The organism is Streptomyces sp. HUAS MS02 (assembly GCF_055702265.1).
The window spans coordinates 9,605,538-9,626,181 of sequence record NZ_CM146747.1 but is presented as its reverse complement, the minus strand read 5'-3'; the positions used below and the strand labels follow the sequence as shown (position 1 = coordinate 9,626,181).

17 protein-coding genes are annotated in these 20,644 nt (G+C 72.5%); 7 read left to right on the top strand and 10 right to left on the bottom strand.

Annotated elements, in window-relative coordinates:
* Positions 1-55 precede the first annotated feature (55 nt).
* A complete protein-coding gene (locus tag ACZ9QC_RS41575; protein WP_472917870.1) occupies positions 56-1,456 on the bottom strand; it encodes a M1 family metallopeptidase in 1,401 nt (466 codons plus the stop codon).
* A 122-nt stretch (positions 1,457-1,578) separates the two neighbouring features.
* On the opposite strand from ACZ9QC_RS41575, the gene ACZ9QC_RS41570 reads away from it, so the two are divergent.
* Positions 1,579-2,583 carry a hypothetical protein gene (locus ACZ9QC_RS41570; protein ID WP_472917869.1) on the top strand — a complete coding sequence of 335 codons (1,005 nt, stop codon included), beginning with the start codon at positions 1,579-1,581 and terminating at the stop codon, positions 2,581-2,583.
* A gap of 72 nt (positions 2,584-2,655) precedes the next feature.
* Positions 2,656-4,236 (top strand): TIGR03086 family metal-binding protein, encoded by a 1,581-nt coding sequence (locus ACZ9QC_RS41565; protein ID WP_472917868.1) that lies wholly within the window; start codon positions 2,656-2,658, stop codon positions 4,234-4,236.
* Between the two features lie 18 nt (positions 4,237-4,254).
* Here the strand turns inward: ACZ9QC_RS41565 and ACZ9QC_RS41560 are convergent, their stop codons facing one another.
* The gene (locus ACZ9QC_RS41560) at positions 4,255-5,154 is read right to left on the bottom strand and encodes an aminoglycoside phosphotransferase family protein (RefSeq protein ID WP_472921958.1); all 900 of its coding nucleotides are present in this window, start codon (positions 5,152-5,154) and stop codon (positions 4,255-4,257) included.
* Between the two features lie 131 nt (positions 5,155-5,285).
* Between ACZ9QC_RS41560 and ACZ9QC_RS41555 the strand changes: the two genes are divergently transcribed.
* From ACZ9QC_RS41555 to ACZ9QC_RS41545, 3 genes are all read left to right on the top strand, one after another.
* Positions 5,286-5,999: a GntR family transcriptional regulator gene (locus tag ACZ9QC_RS41555; protein ID WP_472917867.1), complete on the top strand. Its 714-nt coding sequence runs from the start codon at positions 5,286-5,288 to the stop codon at positions 5,997-5,999.
* A gap of 35 nt (positions 6,000-6,034) precedes the next feature.
* Positions 6,035-7,201, top strand: a complete 1,167-nt coding sequence (locus ACZ9QC_RS41550; RefSeq protein ID WP_472917866.1) for an NAD(P)/FAD-dependent oxidoreductase — start codon at positions 6,035-6,037, stop codon at positions 7,199-7,201.
* 106 nt (positions 7,202-7,307) lie between these two features.
* Positions 7,308-8,750 carry an FG-GAP and VCBS repeat-containing protein gene (locus ACZ9QC_RS41545; protein ID WP_472917865.1) on the top strand — a complete coding sequence of 481 codons (1,443 nt, stop codon included), beginning with the start codon at positions 7,308-7,310 and terminating at the stop codon, positions 8,748-8,750.
* A gap of 25 nt (positions 8,751-8,775) precedes the next feature.
* On the opposite strand, the gene ACZ9QC_RS41540 is transcribed toward ACZ9QC_RS41545, so the two are convergent.
* The 3 genes from ACZ9QC_RS41540 to ACZ9QC_RS41530 form a co-directional block, all read right to left on the bottom strand.
* Positions 8,776-9,405, bottom strand: a complete 630-nt coding sequence (locus tag ACZ9QC_RS41540) for a class I SAM-dependent DNA methyltransferase (protein ID WP_472917864.1) — start codon at positions 9,403-9,405, stop codon at positions 8,776-8,778.
* A gap of 446 nt (positions 9,406-9,851) precedes the next feature.
* Entirely contained in the window at positions 9,852-11,225 is a 1,374-nt protein-coding gene (locus ACZ9QC_RS41535; protein WP_472917863.1) for a tryptophanase, read from the bottom strand.
* Positions 11,226-11,272: 47 nt separating this feature from the next.
* On the bottom strand, positions 11,273-12,556 hold the full coding sequence (locus ACZ9QC_RS41530; RefSeq protein WP_472917862.1) for a tryptophan dimethylallyltransferase family protein: 1,284 nt from the start codon (positions 12,554-12,556) through the stop codon (positions 11,273-11,275).
* Between the two features lie 135 nt (positions 12,557-12,691).
* Between ACZ9QC_RS41530 and ACZ9QC_RS41525 the strand changes: the two genes are divergently transcribed.
* Positions 12,692-15,634, top strand: a complete 2,943-nt coding sequence (locus ACZ9QC_RS41525; protein ID WP_472917861.1) for an nSTAND1 domain-containing NTPase — start codon at positions 12,692-12,694, stop codon at positions 15,632-15,634.
* A gap of 64 nt (positions 15,635-15,698) precedes the next feature.
* Here the strand turns inward: ACZ9QC_RS41525 and ACZ9QC_RS41520 are convergent, their stop codons facing one another.
* The 3 genes from ACZ9QC_RS41520 to ACZ9QC_RS41510 all read right to left on the bottom strand — a co-directional run bounded on the left by ACZ9QC_RS41520 (position 15,699) and on the right by ACZ9QC_RS41510 (position 17,878).
* Complete coding sequence (locus ACZ9QC_RS41520; protein WP_472917860.1) at positions 15,699-16,832, bottom strand: hypothetical protein; 1,134 nt, start codon at positions 16,830-16,832, stop codon at positions 15,699-15,701.
* Positions 16,829-17,344 carry a hypothetical protein gene (locus ACZ9QC_RS41515; RefSeq protein WP_472917859.1) on the bottom strand — a complete coding sequence of 172 codons (516 nt, stop codon included), beginning with the start codon at positions 17,342-17,344 and terminating at the stop codon, positions 16,829-16,831. Before ACZ9QC_RS41515 ends, ACZ9QC_RS41520 begins: the two co-directional genes overlap by 4 nt.
* Before the next feature lie 108 nt (positions 17,345-17,452).
* Entirely contained in the window at positions 17,453-17,878 is a 426-nt protein-coding gene (locus ACZ9QC_RS41510) for a hypothetical protein (protein ID WP_472917858.1), read from the bottom strand.
* A 266-nt stretch (positions 17,879-18,144) separates the two neighbouring features.
* On the opposite strand from ACZ9QC_RS41510, the gene ACZ9QC_RS41505 reads away from it, so the two are divergent.
* A complete protein-coding gene (locus ACZ9QC_RS41505) occupies positions 18,145-18,888 on the top strand; it encodes a DUF4232 domain-containing protein (RefSeq protein ID WP_472917857.1) in 744 nt (247 codons plus the stop codon).
* A 29-nt stretch (positions 18,889-18,917) separates the two neighbouring features.
* Here the strand turns inward: ACZ9QC_RS41505 and ACZ9QC_RS41500 are convergent, their stop codons facing one another.
* Both ACZ9QC_RS41500 and ACZ9QC_RS41495 read right to left on the bottom strand, forming a co-directional pair.
* Positions 18,918-19,853: an anti-sigma factor RsbA family regulatory protein gene (locus tag ACZ9QC_RS41500; RefSeq protein ID WP_472917856.1), complete on the bottom strand. Its 936-nt coding sequence runs from the start codon at positions 19,851-19,853 to the stop codon at positions 18,918-18,920.
* A gap of 219 nt (positions 19,854-20,072) precedes the next feature.
* On the bottom strand, positions 20,073-20,609 hold the full coding sequence (locus ACZ9QC_RS41495) for an ATP-binding protein (protein ID WP_472917855.1): 537 nt from the start codon (positions 20,607-20,609) through the stop codon (positions 20,073-20,075).
* Positions 20,610-20,644 lie beyond the last annotated feature (35 nt).

The window sequence follows — 20,644 nt, the reverse complement described above, 5'->3', positions numbered from 1 at the left end:
TGACGGTGTTCAGATCAGTCCGGGCGACGGCGGGCTTCCCCCGTGTGAGGCATCGTCAACGGATGCGGTGGCTCTCCCAGAACGGGCCGAGGTCCTCGTCCGTCGCCTCCTGGGCCGCCTTCTTGAACGCGGCCGTGGTGGAAACGCCGTACCAGTGGTCCTCGGCGTACCGCTTGAGGAGCCGGGCCATGGTGTCAGCGCCGAGGGTGCGTTCCAGGTCCGCCAGGGCGCAGGGCCCGGCGAAGTAGACGAGGTGGTACTCACCCCGGTGCTCGGACCAATACTCCATCGAGTTGGTCAGCGCGGCGGTGTCGCTCGGCCAGGAGACCTCCGACCAGCAGTCGCGGGTCTCCCACCCGTAGAAGCGGGCGTTGGCGTACTGGGCGAAGCTCTCGTCCAGCCACGGTGAGGCGTACTCGTCGTTGCCGACGATGCCGTACCACCACTGGTGCGCCACCTCGTGGACGACGGCGCCCCCCTCCTCGGTGGTGCCGACCAGCACCAGACCCGGGTACTCCATGCCGCCGCCGAAGCCGCTGGTCATCACGAGGTCGATCTCGCCGTACGGGTAGCGGCCGAACTCCCCGCCGAAGCGGTCGATCGCGGCGACGGCGTCCGCGCGGTTGAGGCGTACTCCCTCGGCAGGGGTGTCGCTCGCCCAGTACGACTTCACGCGCACGCCCCCGGGCGTGGTCTCCGTCGCCGTGCGGAACGGGCCCGCCGCCCACGCGAAGTCCCGCACCCGGTGCGCGACGCTCAGCGTGACCGTACGGCCGCTGCCGCCGGGGAGCGCTCGGGTGCGACCGGTCGCGGGCACCTTCAGGGCCGTGGGGTGGTCGAGCCGGACCCGGAAGTCGCTCGCCAGGGCGTAGAAGCTCTCGCCGAGGGCCACGTACGGGTCGAGGTGCCATCCCCGCGCGTCGCGTACGGCCAGCACCGGGAGGGCGTTGCCGAGGAAGCTGTGGGCGCCGTCGCGGCCGAAGCGGGCGTTGCGGTCGGGCACGGTGAGGGAGACGTCGAAGGCCACCGAGGTGCGCTCCCCGTGCCCGAGCGGCCTGGGGAGGGCGATGCGCAGGGCCGTGCACCGAACGGTGAGCCGACCCGGCGTGCCGCCGACGACGTTCGACACGGTGACGGGCGGCGGCGTTCCGGGCGTGCCGCACTGGTCCTCGCCGTTGCCCCACAGGCGGAGGTACACCTCCCGCAGCGGCTGCCGGGCGGCGTTCCGGAACGACACCCGCTGCCGCCCCGTCCAGTGACTGCCGTCGCTGTCGGAGCGCAGGGACACGTCGTAGCGGGCGCGATCCGGCGTCGCGGCCGCGCTCGCCCCCGACCCGGCCGCCGCACCGGCGTCCCGCGCACCGGGACCGACCGCGAGGAGCTGCACCAGCAGGACGAGCAGGACACTCAGCAGACGGCGACCGGACGTGTCCGACCATGTGATCGACGGCGACATGCCATCGGATCCTGCCACAACTCGACCTGAGGGAAGCCGACTTGGAGGCCATTCCCGCGGGGCGTGTCAGGCCGGATGCTTCCATGACCCCATGACCCCATGACCTGAAAGAGGAGAAAGTCATGACACGTACGACGCCACCGCGCCCCTTGGATGTGGCCACGCTCTTTCCCGAGTTGGCCACCCTGTCCCGGAACGTCACTCGGCTGCATCCGCGTTCGGGTTCGCCGACGGTCGAGGACAGTTCGGTGGGCGGTCCGTTGCTGTGGCCTCGGGAGGAGCCGTGGCCGACCTGCACCCGGTCGCACGAGGTGTACGAGGTGGTGGAGTTGGCGGCGGTCCGCGCCGCCCATCACGTCACGGTCACCTGGTATTCCCGTCCGGAGGACGCGCCCCACACGCCCGAGGAACAAGCGATCTTCGACCGGAACACACCGAAGAAAGCCGACGGTCCCCATACGGATCCGGTGCCCCTGCTGCCGATCGCCCAGCTCTACGCGCGGGACGTCCCCGGTCTGGACGGACCCGACGGCGCGGACCTGCTCCAGGTCCTGTGGTGCCCGTTCATGGATCATGACGACGACATTCCGGGCGTCCATGTGCGCTGGCGCCGCGCCGACCAGGTCACCGCGGTTCTGTCGCCACCGCCGGAGCCGACCGTGATCGAAATGGAGGACTACTGGCCCGCGCCTTGCGTCCTGCATCCGGAACAGGTGACCGAGTATCCGGCATTCCCCCAGCTCCCCGCCGACGTACGCGCACGGGTGCGCGCCTGGCAGGAGGAGACCGGGCACGACTACACCGAGTTCGCGGTGGCTCCGGGATGGAAAACGGGCGGCTGGGGGGCCGTCCACTCGGACGAGCGCGACGGTGGCCAGCCGGAACGCTGCGTATGCGGGGCGACGGCCGAACCCCTGCTCACCGTAGGTCTCAGCGAGTGGAACGGGCACAACAGAGGCAGCTGGCGTCCGATCGAGGACGCCGATGCCGACGACCTGCGGCGCTACCCGCCGGTGGGTGATGCGACCACGATCGACCTCAGTGACGAGCAGCTGCAGATCTACCGTTGCCCGCAATCCCCCGAACACCCGCCTGTGACAGCTCGGGTGTATCAGACGCTGGGTTAGCCGGGCCCGACTGCCGGCCCCGCCCACGGGTTGCTTGACTCTCCCACGGAGGGAGAGTCGAGAGTGGAGCGCATGCACAGGGACGACGCCTCGCGGCCCACGTGGAGCATCGGGGCCGTGGCACGGCAGGTCGGTCTGCCCGTGAAAGTGGTCCGGCACTGGTCGGACGTGGGCGTCGTGACACCGGTCGGACGGACCGGCGGCGGCTACCGCCGCTACGACACCGTCGGCGTGGCCAGGCTGCACCTGGCCCGCACACTGCGGGACTTGGGGATGGGGCTCGGGGACATCCGGGCCGCCCTGGACCGGGGGGACGGGCTCACGGAGGTGGCCGCCGCACACGTCGAGGCACTGGAGGCGCAGATCCGCCGCCTGCGGACCCACCAGGCCGTCCTGCGCACCGTCACCCGACGTACGACCCACGAAGGACTCGCTCTGATGACCCGCACCGCCCACCTGTCCCCCGACGAACGACGCGCACTGGTCCACGACTTCCTCACCGACACCCTCGGCGACCTGAAGGTGCCGCACTTCCGCGAGGGGCTCCTCGCGGCCGGTTCCGATATTCCGGAGGATCCCACCGACGAGCAGGTGGAAGCCTGGCTGGAGCTGGGTGAACTCATCGCCGACGGAGACCTGCGTCCCGCCGTGCGGCGCATGGCCGAGTACGCCGCCCGTCAGAAGCAGGGAGTGCGGGACGCCTCCTTCGCGGAGGAGATGCGGGCCCTCACCGACACCTGGACCGCGCGCGTCCGCGAGGCGATGCGGGCCGGCACCGCGGCGGACTCTCCGGCCGCGGACCAGGTCGTCGCCGACGTCGTCGCCGCCTGGCTGCCCAGCCGCGCGAACACCGACCCCGCCGTGGACGCCGACGGCACCCAGGCCCGCGCGTTGCTGTGCGAGCAGCTCACCGCCGCGGCCGAACCCGCCGTCGAGCGTTTCTGGCAACTGCTGTGTGTCCTGGGCGGCCGACCCGCGCCCGCCGGCGTCGCGGAGGAAGGCCGGTGGCTCGTCACCGCGCTGCACGCCAACCCCGCGCCCGGCGCCCGCGCCGCCGCGCTCGAAGCCCTCTACGCGGACGACACCGACCCCTGGCCGGGCGGTGTCCTGCACGCTTTCACGCGTGTCCAGGACACCGTGCACGCGCTCGTGCGCGCGGCGACGCCGGAGCGGTTCGACCGGCCGACCCCCTGCGAGGCGTGGACCGTACGGGACCTGCTCGACCACCTCGTGTGGGAGAACATCATCTGGGGCGGCCTGGCCCTGGGCACGCCCCCCACCGTCGGCCACACCGAGGACCACCTCGGCGACGACCACGTCGCGGCGTTCGAGACCGCCGCCTCCGGGGCCCGCGAGGCGTTCTTGCGACCGGGCATGCTGGACCGCTCCTTCGGTCCCGCTCCCGGCCGTCGCGTGGTCGAGCAACTCCTCGTCGAACTGCTCGTCCACGGCTGGGACCTCGCGACCGCCCTCGGCCTCGACCGTGACCTGGAACCCGACGTCGCGCGTGCCGCCCTCCCGGTCGTCCGGGAGATCTACGGCGCCCTGCCCCGCACGGCAGGCGGCTCCATCGCCCCGGCGCAGCCCACACCCGAGAACGCCCCCACCCTCGACCACGTCGCCGCTTTCCTCGGCCGCCGGATCCCGTTGTAGCGGTACGCCGTCGGTGGACTAACCCAGGCCGGAGGTGACCCTTTCGAGCGCCGCCCGGCCCAAGGGGCCCCAGGTCGGCTTGCCGCCGGGAAGGCCCCGGTCTCCGTTCAGGCCCATGAGCATGAGGAACAGGCACTTCATGGCGGCGAGTCCGCGGGCGCGGCGGATCGTCGCCTCGCCGGCACGCGCGTACACGTCGAAGAACCGTGCGGCGGCGCCGTCGGGAAGGATGACCCAGGCGGCGGCGAGGTCCCATGCCGGATCGCCGGCGAACATGTCACCGAAGTCGACGACGCCCGCCAGCGTCCCGTCCGTGACGACGACGTTCGCGGGGTGCAGGTCTCCGTGCACCCACAGCGGCGGACCCTCCCAGCAGGGGGCCGCGACGGCGTCGTCCCAGACGGCCCGGACCTCATCGGCCGTGTCACCCAGGGGCACGGCGTGGACGAAGTGGTGGAAGCCTCCGGTGGACTCGCTGGGGTGACCGCCGCGGTCCGTACTGATCGGCGCGTCGACGGGCGCCTCCACGTGCAGCGCCCTGAGGAAGTGCGCCAACTCGTCGGCCGCGTGGTCCCCGCGGCTGATGGAGCTGTGGTCCAGTGGCTCGCCGGGGACCCAGGTCATGACGGTCCAGGGTCGGGGGAAGCGCGCGGACGGTTCGCCGGTGCGCACGGGTCTCGGGACCGGGAGCGGCAGGCGCGGGGCCAGGTCGGGCAGCCACCGACGCTCCCTGCTCTGGAGATCCGGGGCACGTTCCGTGCGCGGCATGCGCACGGCCAACTCGTCGCCGAGGCGCCACATTTGGTTGTCCCAGCCGCCCGCCACCGCTCGGAGGGGCAGCCCCGCGAGGTCCGGATGCTGGTCCTGGAGAAGATCGCGCACCAGCTCCGCGGTGATCTCGATCTCGACGTCTGTCATGCGGAGCCAGCGTACGAGATCCAGCAACTCCACCAATTGACCGGTCAATTGGTGGATTGTATGGTCAATGTGTCGGGGTCTGGCTGGGAACCACGTCGCCGGACGGCGGATTCGAGGAACGGACTGGTCAGTTGGCCGCGCCGCTTTACGTGCAGATCAGACGACAGATCGAAGCGAGGATCCGGGGCGGGGAACTGCCGCCCGGCACCCGGTTGCCGACCGAGAAGGATCTCTCCGTCGAGCACGGCGTCAGTCGTGCCACGGCGCAGCGGGTCCTCAACGACCTCGCGGAGGCGGGGTTGGCGATCCGCCGACGGCGGCACGGTACGTTCGTCGCGGACGTGGCGCGGCAGATCAACCTGCTCAACTTCGTCACCCCCGCGACAGCCGCCAAGGGCACACCGGGCCGCCACGAGGTCGTCTCCGCGCGGATCGTCCGGGCCGCCGACGCGGTCCTGGCCCTCCCCGGCGCCGCAGCGGACACGGCCGTGGTGGAACTGGTCCGCCGCAAGCTGGACGTCCGCGAGGAGCCACAGTCGGTCGAACGGCACGTCGTGCTCTTCGCCGCCGCCCCCGACCTCCTGAACGAGAACCTCGAAGACCTCGTCACCCTCCCCTATCTGCGGCACAGGGGCGTGCCGGTCGACGCGATCCGGCTCTACCTCGATCCGGTGGTCCTCGGGGAGCAGGACGCCGTACTGCTGAACAGCGAGGCCGGGGCACCGGCGTTGATGCGGCGCAGGGAGCTGCGCACCGAGGACGCGACCACCATCGAGGTCGTCACGACCCTCGTCCGTCCGGGAACCGCCGAGTTCTTCCTGGAGCTGCCGGTCCCGGCCATGTGAGCACCAGTCGCCTCCGGAAAGGGGATGCGCGAACCATGAAGGTCATCATCATCGGTGCCGGTGTCCTGGGCGTGAGTGTCGCGAGGCAGCTCGCCGTCGCCGGCCAGGACGTTCTCCTCCTCGATCAGCGGGGAGCGGGCACGGGGGCGAGCGCGACCACCTTCGCCTGGACCAACTCCAGCAGGAAGCCCGACCCGGCCTACCACCGGCTGAACCTCGCGGGTATGGAGGAACACGCCAGGCTCGCCGAGCGACTGCCCGGTGCGCCGTCCTACTTCCCCAGCGGGGCACTGCAGTGGGCGGACGCCGCGAACGAGCAGCGGCTCGCCGACAACGTGGCACGGCTGCGGTCCCTCGGCTACCCCGTGCACTGGGTCACGGCCGAAGAGGCCACGCGGACAGCGGGCGGACTCCGTGTCCCGGCGACGATCACCTCCATCGCGTACTTCCCCGGTGAGGGATACGTGCTGCCGGAGCTCTTCGTGCGGAACCTGCTGACGGGCGCGGAGCGGCACGGCGCCAGGTATCTGGTCGGTGAGGTCGTGGCCGTCGACGACGGGCCGGACGCGGTCGGCGTCACCCTGGTCGGGGGCCAGGTCCACACTGGCGATCGCGTCGTCCTGGCGGCGGGCCGCTGGACCGGGCGGCTCGCCGCACGGGCCGGCATCGACATCCCGATGGTGACGGACACCGGTCGTGGGGCGCAGACGGTCGGCCTCCTCGGATACGCCACGTCCCCCGCCCTGGACCTGCGCTGCGTGGTGCACAGCCCGGGTCTCAACCTCCGGCCCGCCGCCGGCGGGGGCACCGTCCTGCAAGCCCTGGACCTGAACGCGGACGTCGACCCGGCGGAACCTCCGACCGTCGACGGGGACCTCGCGCGCACCCTCGCCCGGCGGTTCACCGCGCTGCTGCCCGGACCCCGCCGGGAGCCGCGGATCGACCTGCGGGTGGGCCTGCGGTCGCTGCCGGCGGACGGCCACACCGTCGCCGGCTACGCCTCCGCGCGGTCCCGCGTCTACTGCCTCGTCTCGCACAGCGGCATCACCCTGGCACCGATCCTGGGGCGGCTGGTCACGGCCGAGCTCACCACCGATCACGAGCAGAGCCTTCTCGAGTCCTTCCGGCCCACTCGGTTCCAGGGTGTGGCCCGCTCGGACATCGAGGTGGACCAGCGAGCCGTCGGGCTGGGCGAGCAGTAGGGGCGCGTGCCGTACGGGGGCTGTCGCGTCCGGCGTCTCCCGCCTACAACCCTTTGCGCACTCGGAGGGTCGTACGGTCGTCGGATCATCAGACAGGAGCATCACCTTGCGCGCACGCACCCTGCCGGTGGCCACGGCCGTCGTCCTCGCCCTCGCCGTCACGGTGCTCGGCGCGCCCCCGGCCGGCGCGGCACCCTCCGGCCTGGCGGACGACTTCAACGGCGACGGCTACCGCGATCTCGCCATCGGCACGCCCAAGGCGAGCGGCGGTACGGTCACCGTCCTCTTCGGCTCCTCCTCCGGTGTCAGCCGGACCAGGTTCGTGAACGTCACCCAGAACACCCCCGGCGTGCCCGGTGCCTCGGAGAGCGTGGACAAGTTCGGGGAGAACGTCACCAGCGGCGACGTGAACCACGACGGCTACGCCGACCTGATCGTCGGCGCGCCCGGCGAGGAGGTGACCGGCAAGCCGCGCGGCTCGGTGACGATCGTCTGGGGCGGCGCGAAGCCCTTCACCTCCGGTGGGGTCGCACTCACCGCCCCGACCGCCGAGGCGACCGGGTTCGGCGAGGGGGCGGCCTTCGCCGACCTCGACGGGGACGGCACCGCCCAGCTCGCCGTCGTCGGTGACGACACGTTCTGGTGGTACGGCGACGGGGGCCCCACGCAGGACGGCGCGCTCTCCCCCGAAGTCGACTTCCTGCCGGACGGCGTACGGCTCGACGGCATCGTGGCCGGCCACTTCTCCTCGAAGGACGGCGGCAACGGCTACGAGTACGTCCTGCACGGCAGCCGGACCGAGCCCGACGGCTCCCCCGCCCCCGGGTACGTGGGTGTGCTGCGCGGCGGGCCCGGCGACATCGGCTCCGCGCACACGGTCCTGACCGACGACGGGACGACCGGCTCGGTGGCATGGTGGTCGTCGGCGGTCGCGACGGGCGACATCGACGGCAACGGGTACGAGGACCTGGTCGTCGCCGACTCCGCGGGCGTCGAGGGCGGTTCGGTCACGGTGCGGTACGGGTCGGCGTCCGGTCTGCCGCTCAAGGGCCGCACGTACCACCAGGACAGCCCTGGGGTGCCGGGCACCGACGAGGCGTACGACGCCTTCGGCTCCGCGCTGGCTCTCGGCGACGTGACCGGCGACGGGCGCGCGGACCTCGCGATCGGCGCCCCGGGCGAGGACGTCGACGGCAAGCGCGGCGTCGGCAACGTCGTGCTCCTGAAGGGGAGTTCGAGCGGGCTGACCACGACCGGGGCCCAGTCCTTCCACCAGGCCACCTCGGGTGTGCCCGGAGCGGCCGAGGCCGGCGACCACTTCGGCTCCTCCCTGCGGCTGCGGGACGTCAACGGCAACGGCAAGGCCGACCTCACGATCGGCGCGTACGGCGAGGACGTCGTGCCGAACGGTTACGACGACGGCGCGGCATGGGTGCTGCGGGGCTCGGCCGCCGGCCTGACGACCACGTCGGCGACCTCCTTCAACGCGACGGATTTCGGCTACCCGGTGGTGGAGGGCCGGAAGTTCGCGAGCGTCCTCGCCCGCTGAGGCCGCCGGGCACGGCCGGGGCCGCTCAGGTCGTGGAACGGGAGTGCACGCTGACGGCGTAGCCGCAGCCGTCCTCGTAGGGCTCGCCGCTCCATGTGGCGTACCGCTGACGGAGGGTCAGTCCGGCCTCGGCGCACCACTGGTCGAACTCGGTGAGGGTCACCGTCGGTTCCGGCAGCGGAAGATGGGCCGCGTCCAGGCCCATGCCCGTGACCAGCAGCCCGCCGGGGCGCAGTACGGCTGCCAGCTGCCGGACGACCGTCGCCTCGGTGCCGGGGGCCAGGAGAGGGATGACGTTCCCGGCGGCGACCGTCAGGTCGTACCCCGGTTCCAGGCCCAAGGTGTCGAGACGGGCCAGGTCGCCGAGGAGCCACTCCTGCGCGGGGGCTTCCCGGCGGGCGACGGCGAGCATCGAGGCGTCGATGTCCACGCCGGTGCAGGAGTGCCCCAGTTCGGAGAGCCGGATCGCGATCCGGCCGGTGCCGCAGCCGGCGTCGAGGACCCGGGCGGCAGACTCTGCCAGCAGCGTCTCGCAGAAATGGGCCTCACCGTGGACGTCGTGGCCCGACGCGGCGAGCCGCGCGAAACGCCGGGCGTACTCCTCCCCGGCCTGTCCGCCGGTCAGTTCGGCCCAGCGGTCGCGATCTTCGGTCATGCCAGGATCTTAGGCGGTGGGGTCCCGGCCGGCCCGGGGGCGCGTGCGGGATCCCGGCTCGGCTCGGCCCTGGTCGACCACCGCGCGCAGCCGCTCGGGGAAGACGCCCCCCGCCAGTTCCTCGGAGACGGTTCACGGACGCGCGGCCCCGACGGGGTCACCGGCCCGGGCGGAACGGCCGACCAGGGAGGGTGGCCCGGGCCGTCGGGGCCGACGCACGAGGCGCCGGGCAGGTACGTCACCGCCGTGGCGGGCAAGGCCAACGATCTGTCCGTACGACGGGCGCACTCTCACGCTCGACATGGGGGATCTCGGTGGCACGGTCCTCGTGACGGGCGATCTGTCCGCCCACATCACCGGCGCCACGGGAGACGCCAACGACCTGAAGGACAGCTGCGAGCACTGACCGTCCGTTCAGGTCGAGCGGCATCAGCGGGGCGAGCGGCTCACGGGCGCGGGGCCACCGGCGCGAGCTTCGCGCGGAACTGGCGCAGCAGGGGCGGCTGTTCGATGATGCGAAGACCGGGGACGAGATGCGCGTCGCGGACCGTGCGGGCCAGCGCACGGCCGATGTGGTCGAAGTGGCCGCGGGTGTAGGTCCTGCGGGGAATGGCCAGCCGCAGCAGTTCGTACGGGGCGCTGGTGAGAGGGGCGCCGGACTCGTCCTCGGTGCCCAGGTACAGGGAGCCGAGCTCCACGGAACGGATGCCGCCCTCCAGATACAACTGGCAGGCCAGCGCCTGTCCGGGGAACCGGTGCGGCGGGATGTGCGGCAGCAGACGGCCGGCGTTGAGGTAGAGAGCGTGCAGCCCGGGCGGCTCGACGATGTCGACGCCGGCCGACCGCACCACGTCCGCCAGATAGGCGGTGTCCTCGGCCCGCGCGCGGAGGTACTCCGGGTCGGTGACCTCGCGCAGACCCTGGGCGACCATGTCCAGGTCACGGCCCGCCAGTCCGCCGTAGGTGGGGAATCCCTCCGTCGCGATGAGCAGCAACTCGCAGCGCCGGGCCAGCTCGCCGTCGTTCAGGCCGAGGAAGCCGCCGATATGGGCGATGCCGTCCTTCTTCGCGCTCATGGTGCAGCCGTCGGCCAGCCGGAAGGCCTCCTCGGCGACCTGCCGGGGGCTGTGGTCGCGGTAGCCGGGTTCCCGCTGGGTGACCAGCCAGGCGTTCTCCGCGAACCGTGCCGCGTCCAGGATCAGCGGCACTCGGTGCTCCCGGCAGAGTGCGGAGGTCAGGGTCAGGTTGGCCATGGACACCGGCTGCCCGCCGCCGCCGTTGTTGGTGAGCGTCATGATCACCGCGGCGACTCGGCCGCCGTCGGGCCCGTCCAGGACCTCCTTGAGGCGGGCGGTGTCGATGTTCCCCTTGAACGGCTCGGCGCTGTCCAGGTCCTCGGCCTCGGGGCAGGGCAGGTCCCAGGCCTCTCCCCCGGCCAGGGCGACGTTGGCCCGCAGGGTGTCGAAGTGCGTGTTGCTCAGGAAGATCCTGCCGGGGCCGAGAAGCGTCGAGACCAGGAGCCGTTCGGCCGCGCGTCCCTGGTGCACAGGCAGGATGTGCGGGTAGCCGGTGAGTTCGCGGACGGTCTCGTGGAAGCGGTGGAAGGAACGCGAGCCCGCGTAGGACTCGTCGCCGTCCATGGCGGCGGCGAGCTGGGCGGCGGACAGGGCTCCGGTCCCCGAGTCGGTGAGCAGGTCGACGGTGACCTCGTCGGCCCGCAGGTCGAAGAGGTTGTACTGGACACGGGCGAGGGCGGCCTGACGCTGCTCGCGGGTGGTGACGGGGATCGGCTCCACGACCTTGATCCGGTACGGCTCCATGGTCGGTCTTCCCTTCGTGTGCTGTCGGACGGGTGGGCGGGACGGGCTCAGCCGGTCGTACGCGAGGCCGTGGAGCCCTGTGGGGTGGATCGCGGCGCCGTGGATCCCCGCTCGGTGGCAGGGGCCGACGCGGGGCTCGGCGGTGCGGTGTCCTGCCGTGGGGGAAGGACGCGATAGGCCTCGGGGCAGAAGTAGGTGGTGATCCGGGGGGCCTGTCGCCCCGCCTGGACCAGGCTCAGATAGGAGATGAGGCCGACGCCCGCGGTCAGGGGACGGACGGTGAGCGCGTCGAGGGCACGGTCGAGCGGCGTGCTGCTCACCCCGTACCGGCGCAGGAACCGTACGGCCCGGTCGTGTGCCACCCGGTCGTCGCGGACGTACGCCCGGACGGGGACGTGGAGGCCGTGGCCGGTCGGGTGGTGGGTGTCCGCGCCGGTGAACGAGTAGCAGGAGACGAGCGGGAGCCGGTCGAAGGGGCTGTCCCCGCCGACGAGGCGGCACAGCTCCGCGACCCGTTCCGGGCACGCCCCGGGCACCAGCCGGGCCGCGTCCGCCGCGTCGGCGGCCGTTGCACCGGGGTGGACGACGTAGACCTTCACCCGAGGGTCGGCCCACGGGCCCACGTCCAGGGCGAAGAACATGAATCCGGCCCGCTCCCGCGAGCGGGCGGCCACATGGCGCCGTACCGGTTCGAAGGCCCGGGCGTGGCCGAGCCTCGTCATGGCCTCGGTGACGGTCTCCATCGCGCGCTCGACGCCCCGGGCGCCCGGGTTCAGGTACAGCTTGACTCCGGTGGGGCCGGCCGGGCGCAGGTCGAGGGCGCACCACAGGGTCAGTGGCCCGTGGGGTTCCGGTGGGAGGAAGAGGTCGCTCAGGCGGGTCAGTTCGCCCAGGTCGATGCCCCATCGGGTGGCCAGGCGTCCCACGGCCGCCCATGCCGTGCGGGCGTTGTCCGGCAGCGACCGGGCGGCGAAGCCGGGGTCGACGAGCACCCGCAGGACGGGCTCTCCACCGGCGGGGAACGTCAGTGAGAACTCCACCGGTGTGTGGTCGTCCGAGACGAAGGAGGGGGAGGGCGGTGGGTCGGTCAGGGGCAGCGCGGCGGCCGGGCCCAGGAGTTCGGACAGCACCCGTTGGTGCGTGGTCCGCTGCCGCGCGCCGATGCCGGCCACCTCGCACAGCCGTCCCAGCTGATCGGCGGTGAAGTGCCCCAGCCGGTCAGGGGCGTCGCGACGCCCGGTCCTCTCGACCGGGTCGGGTCCGGAGAGCGGGGGCGGGGTCGCCGCGCCCCCGAGCGGTCGGCCGGCGCAGTGCCGTGTGTAGGCGTTCATGGGTCCTCCTGGAGAGGTTGCGGGGAGTCGACGCTCCGTTTGTAGCCGCCGCGCGTTGTTCACGATCGGCGGGCTGGCGCTGAACAAACGCATGGTGAACAATCCCGAATGGCTCAAGGGGAGGTGCGTTTTCGGGTGCCACGGGGAGAGCGACCGCTGGAAGCGGAGAGCGGCCCACTGCGGGATTTCGCGGCGCGGTTGCGAAAACTGCGGGAGCAGTCGGGAAGTCCCACCTATCGAGACCTCGCACAGCGGGCGCACTATTCGATCGCGGCGCTCTCCGGGGCCGCGTCGGGACGTCAACTGCCGTCGCTGGCAGTCACCCTCGCCTACGTCCGCGCCTGTGGCGGTGACGTGCGCGAATGGGAGTCGTTCTGGCGCACCACGGCCGCCGCGTGCGCCACCGGGAGCGACATCCCCACCTCGGCGGCCACCGGGGTCGAGGAGACCACGGCCGCCTCGCCCTATGTCGGTCTGGCCTCTTTCCAACAGTCGGACGCCGACGCTTTCTTCGGCCGGGAGAATCTCACCGGACGACTCGTCGAACATCTGAACAGAAAGAGATTTCTCGTTCTGTTCGGCGCCTCGGGATCCGGGAAATCCTCGGTGCTGCGCGCCGGCGTGCTCCCCCAATTCCCCGGTCAACCGGCCCTGGTATTCACTCCCGGCGCGCGCCCCCTGGAGGAATGCGCGATCCAGCTGGCGGCCCGAGCCCGTCTCACTCCGGGAGCCGTCGCGGACGAACTCGCCTCGGAACCCCGCACACTGCACCGTGTCGCACGCCAGATCCTGGCGAGTTCACCGGACCCGGCCCCGGAGCCCGACCCGGAGGCGCATCCGCGTCCGCACCCGCACCCAGTCCCACGTCACCGCGAACTCCTCGTCGTCGTGGACCAGTTCGAGGAGGTGTTCACCCTCTGCCCCGACGCGGAGGAACGTGACGCGTTCGTCTCGGCGCTCCTGCATGCCGCGCACGCCGCCGACAGCCGCTGCCGCGTCGTACTGGCCGTACGGTCGGACTTCTACACGCACTGCACCCGGTTGCCCGCCCTCGTCGACGCCCTGGCGGAGGCGCACGTCCCCGTCGGTCCGATGACGCTCGACGAGCTGCGGGCGGCGATCGTCCAGCCGGCCGCCCGCGTCCGGCTGACCGTCGAGGGCGCCCTTCTCGCGGCGCTCACCGCCGACGCCCACGGCCGGCCAGGGGCGCTCCCCCTGCTCTCGCACGCCCTTCTGGAGACCTGGCGCCGTCGGCGCGGCAACACCCTCACCCTCGCGGGATTCCAGGCGGCAGGCGGCTTCGAGGGCGCCCTCGCGCAGACCGCCGAAGCGTTTCACGCGTCTCTGAACGACTCCCAGCAGACCGTCGCCCGACTCCTGTTCCTCCGCCTCATCGCCCTGGGTGAGGGCACCGAGGACACCAAACGCCGTGTGCCGCGCCATGAGCTCGACGACAGCCACGACACCGCGCTCGTCCTCGAACAAGCCACCCGGGCACGCCTGCTGACCGTCGACCGGGACCACGTCGAGATCGCCCACGAAGCCCTGATCCGCTGCTGGCCCCGGCTCGGCGGCTGGCTGGGCGAGAACCGCGACCGGCTGCGCCTGCACCGCGCGCTCACCGAAGCCACCACCGTCTGGGAGTCCCTGCACCGCGACCCGGACACCCTGTACCGGGGCCTGCGTCTGGACGCCGCCAGGGACCTCCCGAAGGAGACGCTCACCGCCCGGGAACGCGCCTTCCTGGAGACGAGCGAGGCCGCGGAACAGGCGCAGACACGGCGCGCCCGCCACCACGTCCGCCGACTGCGCCGCCTCGTCGCGGCCCTCGTCGTCCTGCTCCTGTGCGCCGCGGCCGCCGTCGGTCACGCGCTGCGCTCCCAGCAGACCGTCACCGCGCAGCGCAACCACCTCCTCGCACTCCAGGCCGTCGAGAACGCGTCGGCCCTGCGCACCCGCGACCGCTCGCTCGCCGTCCAACTGGCGCTGGCGGCCTACCGGTTGGAAGCGAACCGGGCGACCCGCAACGGGTTGCTCAGCGTCGCCCCGTACACCCTGGCCCGCCATGTCCACGCCCTGGCCGTCGCCCCCGACGGCCGCAGGCTCGCCACCGCGCACGACGACGGCAGTCTCCAGATGTGGGACATGGCCGACCCCCGTGACCCCCGTCTGCTGGGCACGGCCCACGGCGACCCCGAGGCCGCCCACACGCTGGCCTTCGGCCCCGGCGGGGTACTGGCCGGCGTCGGCAAGGACCGCGCGATCCGGCTCTGGGACGTGGCCGACCCCGCCCGACCGCGCCTGCGGTCGACCACCCCCAGCCGCCACGGCGACTTCGTGTTCTCCCTGGCGGTGAGTCCCGACGGCCGCACGCTCGCCACCGGCAGCTACGACGACACCGTCCGGCTGTGGGACGTCCGCGACCCCGACCGCCCCCGCCTCCTGGGAGAACTGACCGGCCACGCGCTCAACGTCAAACCGGTCGCCTTCAGCCCCGACGGCTCCACCCTGGCCTCCGGCTCCGACGACCGCACCGTCCGTCTGTGGGACGTCACCGACCCGCGCCACGCCTCCACGACCGCCGTGCTCCGCGACCACGACGACTTCGTCGTCGGACTCGCCTTCAGCCAGGACGGCCGCACGCTCGTCTCCGGCAGCGACGACCGCACGGCGCGCCTCTGGGACGTCGCCGATCCGCGCGCGCACCGCAGGCTCGGCCGGCTCCACGCCCACACCGGCATGATCGGCTACGTGGAGTTCACCCGGGACGGCCGTGAGGTGATCACCGCCGGACAGGACGGCACCGTACGCCTGTGGAAGGCGACCGACCGCTCACGGCCCAGCGAACGAGCCCTGCTGACCGGTCTCTCGGGCGGCCTCGCGGTCGTCCTGCCCCTGGCGGCGTCCGACACCGTGGCCACCCTCAGCAACGACCACACGATCGAGATCTGGAACACCGACGTCTCCTGGGTACGCGCCCACGCCTGCACCCACGTCGACGCCCCGCTCACCCCCGCCCAGTGGACCCGCCACTTCCCGGGCCTCGACCACCGTCCGCCCTGCCCCGGCCGCCACTGAACCGGCCCCGGAACGGGGGGCCTGGCGTCCTTCGGCGGGCGGACAGCCGGGCGTCGCGGTGCGTCTATCCCACCGTGCGCCGCCACGCACGTCCGCCGTCGCGGGACGTCCACAGCCCCTCGTCCGGCACCAGGTCGTACGTCGCCGTCGTAGCGTCGACGATGCCATGGAGGGTGGTGCCCTCGACGGTGAGCGTCGTGAACTTCGCCGGGGTCCGGATCTCGTGGAAGGAACCGCCGGTGGGGTCGTCGGCCAGCCAGTAGCGGCCGCCCTCCCCTCCGACGAGGACCCGTCCGTCCGCGAGCACCTCCAGGACCAGCAACCCCGGGCCATGACTCAGGTCGTCCCAGGGGATGCCGCCCGCGAGGACCGTGCGCCACCGTTCACCGCCGTCCGAGGTCAGCAGCAGGCCGCGCACGCCCTCGTCCGTCTCCAGGGCGACGGCCGCCGTGCCACCCCGCGCGGCGAGGGCGGCGACACCGTACGACGTCGGGACCGACTCGGAGCCGAGCGTGCGGCCCGCACGCTGCCACACGACGCGGTGCGGCTTCTCGGACAGCGACTGCTCCAGGCTCCAGACCGTGCCCCGCTCGTCCACGGCGAAGTCGACGGCCTCGTCCGGCAGTCCGGCCGGTGGTGCCGCGGTGCGTGTGGCGGGACGGTAGACGAGGGCCGGCTCCCGTCCGGAGAGCAGGACGTCGCCGGGGCGGGTGCGCAACGGGGTCTCGCTCAAGGTGAGCGCGTGCCGCTTTCCCCGGGTGTCGAGGAGGTACGCTCCCCGGTCCCCCGGCACCTGGACGAAGCCGCCGCTCACCCCCGTGAAGGCCGGCGCCACGTCCTCCGCGTCGGCGTGCTCCGCGTGCTCGGCGACCGTACGGCCGTCGGGGCCGACGATGCGCCAGGCGGTCGCGGCCGGGCCCTCGTCGTCCTCGACGTTGTCGGCCTCGTACGTCAGCAGCAGCGAGCCGTCGTCCGCGCTCGCCACACCGGAGGGAGCCCCGGCCGCCTCGATCACGTCGGCGGGGCTGGGGTGAGGATCCTCGATGACCCGTCTGTACCTCGTCTCACGGTCGCCGGATGCGTCGGCCTCCCCGCCCTCCGGGCCGCAGGCGCTCAGGGCCACCGCCGCACCGGTCAGGGCGGCCAGCCCGACCGCGCTCCACGCATGTCTGCGCCACCGCGCCGGGGCGCCGGTCACCGGAGGCCGCCCGTCAGGGTGTCGTCCTGCCAGGCGGCCAGCCGGCCGGCGATCGGAGCGGTGCCGTCGAGGACGTGCCGGGAGAACGCGTCCCGTTCGTGGGCGATGACGGCGGCTTCCCAGACACAGGGGGCGAGGCCGGCGCGTCCCGGGCGGAGTTGGTCGGGCCGCCCGGCCGGGCCGGTGAAGATGGCCAGGTCGGACATGTGGCCCTCGATCCAGGTGTGGACCAGGACGTAGTCGCCGTCGCCGCCCGCGTGCACGATCAGCGTGGCGAGCCCGAGCGACCCGCGGACGCGCCCGAGTTCGAGGTGCGCCGCGGCGACGCGCAGGGCGCCGGCCGTGTCCTGCTCGGTGACGCTGCGGCCCGGCGCCTCCAGCGAGTACACCTTGACCAGGTGGCCACCCGCCTCCCGCGTGCCCACAGGACGTACGGTGCGTCCGTGATGGCCTCGGGAGAGGGCGAGCAGCGCCGCCGAGTCCACCGCTGCCGGGAGTTCGTGATCGCTCATGCGCCCATCCCATCATGCGGTGCCGACGGTCCAACCGGTGCGCGGGAGCCGGGACATGGGACCTTCATGCCGTCGCGCGCCCCCCGGATCGCTTCCGATGTGCTCCGGCTATGCCGGCTGTTCCGGCTGGGTCACCGTCAGTGCCCAGCGGATCGTCTCGGACGACGCATCGACCCCGATGGTGAAGGAGCCCATGTGGACCACGCCGGGGTCCATGGTCACCGAGCCGACGCCGGCGGTTCCCGCCGGGCAGTCGACCGTGAACGCGGCGACCTCCGTCTCCCGCGAACTCATCGTCACCCGCACATCACCGCCGCCCTCGCACGCCACCGTGAGGACGGTCGGCAGCCTCTCCCAGGCGCCCCCCGACGCCACCCCACCGTCGCCGATCTGTTCCTCCACCCACACCAGGCCCTCCGGGCCGGGGTGGGGCAGCAGCGGATCTCCGGCCGCGGCGGCGGACCCCACGCCGGATCCCGCCAGCACACATACCGTCAGCGCCGTCACCGCCAGGGCTGCCCTCGTTCGGTACACGTCCCCTCCCTCACTCGCCTGTCATGGACGCCACAGTCTGCCCAAGTGATCGTCACGGGGCCTGAGTACGCGTACTCAGAAACGATCAGGCCGCCCAGGTCGGCCGAAATCCGCCGTGCCGCCGATCGCAGGCGTTGTCGAACTTCCCGCTCGGTCACAGTGTCACAGTGCTGTCCGCAGACGGTTCCCTCTCGATGCGAGCGGGTGGAGGAAGCGCTCCCATGAGGCACGATCACCCGGACGTTCACACTCTCGGGGGGTTCCTCATGATTCACACGGTTCGTTCGCGCCGTCTCACCGCCGTACTCGCCGCCTGCTCGCTCGGCATCGTGGCACTGACCGCGTGCGGCGGTGACAAGGACAAGAACAAGGACAACGCCTCGCCGAGAACGTCGGCGAGCCCGTCCAGAGCGGGTTCGGACACCGACGCCGAGGCATCCGCGACGGCCGAACCGGGTGGCGAGGGCGGCGACTCCGCCGACAGCGGCAGCACCCCGCCGCCGTCGAAGTCCGGATCCGGGAAGTCGGGGAGCGGCAAGTCCGGGACCGGGAAGTCCGGATCCGGCACATCCGGGTCCGGAGGGTCCGGGACGGACGACGACCAGGACGGCGGCGTGGGCATGTGCGAGACGACCGACCTGAGCTACAACGTCACCGTCGCGTCCAAGGAAGCGAGCCACGCCCTGCTGACCGCGACCAACAACAGCGGCGACCCCTGCCTGCTGGCGGCGAACGACCTGGTCATCACGATCCCGGCGCTCGACGGGGCGGCGGAGCACCGCGGCCCGACCGTCGACGACTGGCTGCTGAACCCCGGCGACATCGCCTACGCCGGAATCCTGTTCGCAGGAGTCGGCACCGAGGGCGGCAAGACGGCCGACCAGGTGGAGATCGCGCTCACGGCTGCCGAGAGCCCGGTGACCGTGGCGATCGCCGACGGTCCCGTCACGGTCAACGACGGCACGGTCACCAGCTTCCTCGGAACGGCCGAGGACGCGCTGAGTTACTGACCCGGACGGTCCGCGAGCGGGCCGCGCGGTCAGCGGTCGAGGTAGAAGCGGACGGTGGTGCCGGCCTCGGTGGTGTGCAGGCGCACGAGGTCGGCGACGTGGTGGACGAGCAGCAGCCCCCGGCCGCCCACCTGGTCGCGTGCCGGAGGTCTTCGGCCGGCCAGCGGGTCGCTGAGACGGCCTCGGTCCTGGACCTCGCACACGAGCTGCGGCCCTTCGGCCCAGACGCGCAGCGTGCCCGTCCCGCCGCCGTGCACCACGCTGTTGGTGGTCAGCTCCGCCACGGCCAGTGTCAGATCCTGCAACCGGCCGCCGGTCAGCCCCAACTGCCGGGCCTCCTGCGCCGCGAAGGAACGGGCCCACGGGAGCGCGTCCGCGTCGAACGCGAGGGAAGCCGCCCCGGGTGGGTGGGCGAGCGGCCGGTTGTAGTGGGCGACGGCACGCTCGGGATCGTAGGCGTCGCTGGTCCGTTCGACGCCTGCGTCGATGACGACGGGGTGGGTGAGGTGGGCGTCGGCGAGTGTCTCCGGGGCGAGGGCGTCCGCGTCGTACGGGCACAGGATCGTCACGTCCCGGCCCCGGAAGGCCGCGTTGATGAGGGCTTCGTGCTGGACGCAGGCCGGGTACTCCACTGCCGAGCGGTCGGCCCAGATCGGTTCGCCGATGATCCTCACCCGTCCGGCCGGGTGGGCGTCGGCGAAGGCACGCAGCACCCCCGGGATGATCCGTCCCGGGTTGCGGCCCACCCTGGTCATGTCGAGAAACTCGATCTCGGCGGCCCACGCACCCATCGCGGCCCTGATCAGCTCCAGGTTGGGACCCGGGACGGCGACCGCCACGGCCTCGCCGGCGGACAGTCCCGCCCGCAGGAACGGCACCGTGCCGGCCGTGTACTGCTCCCTGCCCCGGTAGAACAGCGCGGGGTGCACGAAGGGTTCCCGCGCACCGCTCTTGGCCGTACTCATCGCCCCGCCACCTCGAACATCGTAAGACCGGGCCGGCACAGGTCCATCAGGTCCATCAGGTCCATCAAATTCATCAGGTCGGAGGCATCCACGTTCTCCCCCGGTTTCCCCCTGTGCCGCCGTACGGCGCTCCCCGGCCCTCCGCTCACCGTACGTACGCCGTACGCGACGGCGGGCGGCAGACACGTCATCGTATAACCCGCCGTGCGGCAGCGGCCCTCAGCCCGCGTCGGGTCGCTCGGTGCCCGGCCGATCGGCGTCCGGGCGCTCGGCGTCCGGCCGGTCGGCAGCGGGGCGGTCGGCAGCGGGGCGGTCGGCAGCGGGGCCGTCGGTGCTCGCCGGACGGAAGCAGGCCGACACCGTCTTGCCGTGCCGCTGGCACCTCACCTCCAGCGTGTCGGCCAGCATCCGTACGATGCCCACGCCGCGACCGGAGGTCTCCCCCGGCTTCGGGGTGCGTTGGCGCGGCAGGGTCGGGTCCTCGTCGTGCACGCTCACGTGCAGGCAGTCGCCGTCCCAGGTGAGGATCAGACGCGCGTCGCTGTGCGCGTGGACGTGCGCGTTGGTGAGGAGTTCGGACACGGCGAGGACGACGGCGTCCACCGTCTCGGGCTCGTCCGCGGTCCAGGGAAGGAACTCCAGCCGCCTTCGTGTCCACCGTCGCCCGGCGTACACGCCTCCCGACACGGGGAACGAATGCGCCCAGCCCTTCGCCCTGACACCCGTCGCCCCGGTGTCCGTCCTCTTGCTCGTCACCGACTTCCCCGTTCTCCCGTCCGACGCCGACTCCT

Bases quoted from the DNA above. Each gene is read 5' to 3' on its own strand.
- ACZ9QC_RS41575 (WP_472917870.1), bottom strand. From the start codon at position 1,456: ATGTCGCCGTCGATCACATGGTCGGACACGTCCGGTCGCCGTCTGCTG.
- ACZ9QC_RS41570 (WP_472917869.1), top strand. From the start codon at position 1,579: ATGACACGTACGACGCCACCGCGCCCCTTGGATGTGGCCACGCTCTTT.
- ACZ9QC_RS41565 (WP_472917868.1), top strand. From the start codon at position 2,656: ATGCACAGGGACGACGCCTCGCGGCCCACGTGGAGCATCGGGGCCGTG.
- ACZ9QC_RS41560 (WP_472921958.1), bottom strand. From the start codon at position 5,154: ATGACAGACGTCGAGATCGAGATCACCGCGGAGCTGGTGCGCGATCTT.
- ACZ9QC_RS41550 (WP_472917866.1), top strand. From the start codon at position 6,035: ATGAAGGTCATCATCATCGGTGCCGGTGTCCTGGGCGTGAGTGTCGCG.
- ACZ9QC_RS41540 (WP_472917864.1), bottom strand. From the start codon at position 9,405: ATGACCGAAGATCGCGACCGCTGGGCCGAACTGACCGGCGGACAGGCC.
- ACZ9QC_RS41535 (WP_472917863.1), bottom strand. From the start codon at position 11,225: ATGGAGCCGTACCGGATCAAGGTCGTGGAGCCGATCCCCGTCACCACC.
- ACZ9QC_RS41530 (WP_472917862.1), bottom strand. From the start codon at position 12,556: ATGAACGCCTACACACGGCACTGCGCCGGCCGACCGCTCGGGGGCGCG.
- ACZ9QC_RS41515 (WP_472917859.1), bottom strand. From the start codon at position 17,344: ATGAGCGATCACGAACTCCCGGCAGCGGTGGACTCGGCGGCGCTGCTC.
- ACZ9QC_RS41505 (WP_472917857.1), top strand. From the start codon at position 18,145: ATGATTCACACGGTTCGTTCGCGCCGTCTCACCGCCGTACTCGCCGCC.
- ACZ9QC_RS41500 (WP_472917856.1), bottom strand. From the start codon at position 19,853: ATGAGTACGGCCAAGAGCGGTGCGCGGGAACCCTTCGTGCACCCCGCG.